The 4,476-nt window shown below is 66.1% G+C and carries 3 protein-coding genes and 2 pseudogenes; 2 read left to right on the forward strand and 3 right to left on the reverse strand.

Annotated elements, in window-relative coordinates:
• Positions 1-130 (forward strand): annotated as a pseudogene (locus tag CQY20_RS35835) (IS21 family transposase); the annotation flags it as partial.
• 99 nt (positions 131-229) lie between these two features.
• On the forward strand, positions 230-520 hold the full coding sequence (locus CQY20_RS33210; RefSeq protein WP_133119201.1) for a transposase: 291 nt from the start codon (positions 230-232) through the stop codon (positions 518-520).
• Here CQY20_RS33210 and CQY20_RS33215 read toward each other — a convergent pair.
• The 3 genes and pseudogenes from CQY20_RS33215 to CQY20_RS33225 all read right to left on the reverse strand — a co-directional run bounded on the left by CQY20_RS33215 (position 486) and on the right by CQY20_RS33225 (position 4,269).
• On the reverse strand, positions 486-944 hold the full coding sequence (locus CQY20_RS33215) for a DUF6262 family protein (protein WP_097945514.1): 459 nt from the start codon (positions 942-944) through the stop codon (positions 486-488). The two genes, CQY20_RS33210 and CQY20_RS33215, sit on opposite strands and share 35 nt — an antisense overlap.
• A complete protein-coding gene (locus CQY20_RS33220; protein ID WP_234816534.1) occupies positions 934-3,189 on the reverse strand; it encodes a tyrosine-type recombinase/integrase in 2,256 nt (751 codons plus the stop codon). Before CQY20_RS33220 ends, CQY20_RS33215 begins: the two co-directional genes overlap by 11 nt.
• Positions 3,186-4,269 (reverse strand): annotated as a pseudogene (locus CQY20_RS33225) (tyrosine-type recombinase/integrase). Before CQY20_RS33225 ends, CQY20_RS33220 begins: the two are co-directional and overlap by 4 nt.
• Positions 4,270-4,476: the final 207 nt, after the last annotated feature.

Below are 4,476 nucleotides of genomic sequence, written 5' to 3' on the forward strand. Positions count from 1 at the left end.
TCCTCGGGTGTTCGTTTGGGATGGAGAGGGCGCGGTCGGGCGGTGGCGGGCACGAACACCCGAGCTGACCGCGGCATGCCAGGCGTTCCGGGGCACGGTGGCAGCCAAGGTGGTGATCTGCAAGCCCGCAGGAGCCTGTCAAGTTGTCTGTGTAAGTGGCGGGTTCAGAGGTAGGGGTTGAGTGGACCGCCCCAGGTTTTGTTCCGATCTTTATAGGAGGATCGAGAACATGCCCCGTCAGTATTCGCCGGAGTTTCGGCAGCGTGCGTTGCGGTTGTTGGACACCACGATGGAGGCCTCGGAAGTATCGGAGTTTGAGGCGATTAAGTCTGTGGCCGGCAAACTGGGTATCTCGGAGGAGTCGGTGCGCCGGTGGCGGCGCAAGGCCCAGGTCGATGCCGGTGAACGTCCGGGCACGACCAGCTCTGAGCATGCCGAGATCCGTCGTCTCAAGCGTGAGGTCGCTGACTTGCGCAGAGCCAACGTTATCTTGGGCTGGGTTGACTGTTTAGGGGCGTGAGCTGGGGGTTTGTGTCGTGGACGGTGTCCGTGACCTGGGTGGCGGCGATGCGGTTGGCGCGGAGCTGTCCGTGCAGGAGCGCTATCTGGTTCCGCAGTTGATGGTTTTCGTCGTCGAGTTCGCGGATGCGTTCGTGTGCGAGTGTGAGGCGTTGGCGCAGGGAGGCGTCGGAGCCGCGCTCGATTCGGGCAGGTGCCGGCTCGGGCGTCTCCGATATGGCGGTCAGTCGGCGGAGTTGGTCGCGCAGTTCGGGCTGGGCATACAGCCATGAGCGGGAGACGCCGGCGTGGGCGGCGATCTGCATGACGGTGCGCCGCTGGCCGGTCTGGTCGAGTTCCTGCAGGGCTTTGCGGGCGCGTTCGAGGGTGTCGGCGCGGCGGCGTTGGGCAGCGGCGAGGAGGTGGTGGCTGTTGTCATGGCGCATCGGATGATTCCTTTCCGCAGCATGTTTCGCTGTCCGCTGCAGCGCACCGGCAGTCGCGTTGGTCGGTTTCGAGGGTGGCGATGATGGTGAGCAGGTTGGTTTCGACCGTGCGGTTCATCTCGGCCAGGCGGGTGTGGCCGTCGGTTTGAGCACGCGAGATCAACGCGCGGGTGTCATCGAGCTGCTTGCGGTGTTGGGGCAAGAATTCGGCGGTCGTGATGAACAGCGGACACGTCAAACATGCGTTGGCGTGCGGACACGATTTCTGTAGCGGTAGACCGCAATAGCCGTTGGGCAGCGCCATTTTCGCGCGGGCAAGATTCTGCTTCATCCACTCGCCATCGGCGAGGGGCCCGTCGACGGTGATGTCGACCGGTTCACCGCGGATGTTGATCTTCTGGGCGCGTTCCCACTGCTCTCGTATGGTGGTGTCGGCCAGTCGGGCATACACGGCGGTCATGGTGTGGCTGGTGTGATCGAGCAGGCGTCGGACCACCTCTTGCGGCACCTCATGGTTGATCCATCGTGTGGCTGCCGTGTGCCGGAACTGATGAGCGGTGACATACGCTGGCTGACCGAGTTCGTCTGTGACACCACATGTTTCGAGCCACTGCCCAAGCTGGAGGTGGAACGTCGCGGTGGGAATGGGCAGCCGTCCGTCGGGGTTGGCGCTGCTGCGCGGCAGCAACACGGCGGCGGTTGGAAACCGCTGCCGGGTGCGCTCCTGCTGCGTCTGGATCATGGCGGTGAGCTCGTCGTCGATGGGCACCACCGCGTCACGACGCATCTTGTGGTTGCGGTAGCGCAGATAGACCGCGCCCTGCGGATCGCGGACCAGACAGTCCAGCGCCAGCCGGGTGGCGTCGCCAATGCGCAGGCCGGTGCGGATGAGGACCTCCACCAGCAGCCGGATCCGCGGGTCGCTGATCCGGTCGAGGTTGGCTGGGCTTTCCAGCTGACCCATGACGAACTCGGGAATCGCCCGCGGTGCCGGTGTCTCGTCACGGCGGGGCTGGTCGCTGGGATACAGCTGCGCCTCGGCCGGCAGCGATGCCCACCGGTGCTGGCGAACGGCGTGCAGAAACCCAGTCACACAGCCGATCTCGGCGCTGCGGGTCTTCGGGTGCGGGATCTCAACGGCCAATCGAGCCAGGTAGGCCTCCAGCGCCGCCCGGTCGAGCGCGTCCGGCCCCGACGAGCTCGCTAGTCCGGGCGTGAACTGCGACAAACGAACAAGCGCGAGACGATCACTGCGTAGCTGCCCCAGCCCGACTCCGCACGACATGCGCCACCGGCACCATCGTTTGGCCAGCTCTCGAAGCCAGACTGGGTGCACCGCGGTGAAATCCAGTTTGGCCCCGTCATGGCCGGAAACACCGAGCCGCCGTAGCCGCCACACGTCACGCTGGTATTCGCTGTCCCAGCCGGTCCCGTCGCGCAAATCGAGCAGGCACTCGATCGCGTAACCGAGGAACGCGCGCGGCGTGTTGACCGACGCCGCGGCCGGCAGCCCGGCCAGCCATTCGGCCAGCGGCCGCTCCAGCAGCGACTCGGCGCCACTGGCAACCAGATGGTCCAGCAGCGGCTTGATCGATCGGGGTGTGGTGCGGGTCCGGTTCGCGTCGACCCGACATTGCAACGCGTAGCCGATCTCCAGCCGCAGCTGCGGCGCAAGCGGCCGCAAGTCGAAGCGATCCTCGCCGTAGCTGGCGCAGTAGGCTATGAACTCCGCCGCCGACGGGCAACCACGCAGCCGCCACCGCCGGTGGTGGGAATGACACCAACCGGCGTCCAGTTCGGCCCACAACGCGCACCCCGGGATGGCGCACACCGCTGCCGGTGTGCCGGCCACGTCCGGCTTCCACCGATCGACCGCTGGGCGTCCGGCCTTGTCCCAGGCGTGGGAATGCCTGTAGCACAACCGATACCGATGCTGCCCGAAACCACAATCGGGCACCAGGCACGAGTGCAGCGGCCGGTACCCCATCACCTCTGGATCAGCGGTCTTGACCCACCCGTGCCGGTCTGGGCGACCAGCCTTTCTCCACCGGCCCAGATGGGCCGGGCACAGCCCGGCGTAGCGGCTCGAACGCACACACCCGGGCACCGCGCACCCGGGCGACCCGAGAATCGGATCCGCCACGGCGGGCACCAGCACCTCGGCCCGAAACTCCTGGCGCACCGCTGCGCCCAAACGCGCAACCCAGCCGGACTCGATCGGCGTCGCCAGCGCCTCGACGCTCACGATGACCCATCCCGGTCCGCCAGCCACCCCGCGGCCACCAACGCCCGGCGCGTGTCCTCTACCTTCAGATGCGCGTACGCGTCACTGGTCGTAGCGATCGACGCGTGCCCCAACAGATGGGCCACCACCTCGACCGGCACCTTGCGGCGCAACAACTCTGTCGCATACGAGTGGCGAAAAGTGTGCGGCCCGAACATAATTCCTGTCCGCTCCCGCAAACCGACAGACCAGATCGTAGACGCTGGCATACGTCAACGGATATCCGATGGGAGCTGACCATAAGTTGACGAACACGTAGTCGCTGTCCAGCTCGCCGTACTCGCCATGCAGATAATCCGCATACCGCCGGATCACCGCACCCGGCACCGGCACCTGCCGACCCCCGCCCTTGGCCCGGGCCCGATTCGCATTCACCCTCGGCACCACCGTCACCAGCCGAGCAGCCGCGTCGATGTCGCTGTGCCGCAACCCCAACGCCTCACCAACCCGCAGCCCCGATGCAGCCAGCAGGGAAAACAGGAACCGATCCCGCAGCCGAGCACACGCCGCCACGATCGCCGCGACCTGCTTCGTGTCCAGCGTGTCCGGGATGCGCCGCTCGGCCCGTAACCGGATCCGCCTCGTGCGCTCCGGGCCGGATCCCAAGTGCGCCAGCAACGGCCGCCACGATCCACCATGTCCCTTATGCCGCTGCCAGGTCGTCAGCAGATCACCCAGGTCCACCCCGTGGCGCTGATGGAATTCATAAAACGCCGAGATTGCCGATAGCTTGCGGTTCACCGTGGCCTCCGAGCACATGCTCTCCGCCGTCGGCAGCGCTGACACATTGCCCACCCGCCCTACCGCGGGTAGTCGCAGCCACGCCACGAACCGGCCCACCTCCTCCAGCCGCACCCGCGACCACACCAGGGCGCCCCGATCGAGGAACTCAAACCAATCCCGCAGATCATGGGCATAGGCCTTGACGGTGTTCGGTGAGCGCTCGATCGCGTGCAGATGCGACAAGAACGCCTCGACCGGCTCCACCACCGCCGCATCGGCATCCACCAGCGTCCACGACCGCGGATCGCCGAACGGCATCACCACCGGCTGCACCCGCAGCCCAGGACTCCTCACAGACACCGAAGATAACTGGTCCACAACGCATTTCCCGGCACCTCCCAACGCGTGTCGTCTACATCGTGAACAGCTTCCTCACGGCCTCAGATAACCAACGAGATTTTGAAGTCTGCGTCTGCGTTTTTCGCAGCCGAGCTCGACCGCCCCGCGACGAAATGATCGCCTACA

It is taken from the genome of Mycolicibacterium agri (assembly GCF_002553505.1).
In the GTDB taxonomy this organism is placed as follows: Bacteria; Actinomycetota; Actinomycetes; order Mycobacteriales; family Mycobacteriaceae; genus Mycobacterium; species Mycobacterium agri.

Coding starts and splice junctions, on each gene's coding strand:
- CQY20_RS33210 (WP_133119201.1), top strand. CDS start 230: ATGCCCCGTCAGTATTCGCCGGAGTTTCGGCAGCGTGCGTTGCGGTTG.
- CQY20_RS33215 (WP_097945514.1), bottom strand. CDS start 944: ATGCGCCATGACAACAGCCACCACCTCCTCGCCGCTGCCCAACGCCGC.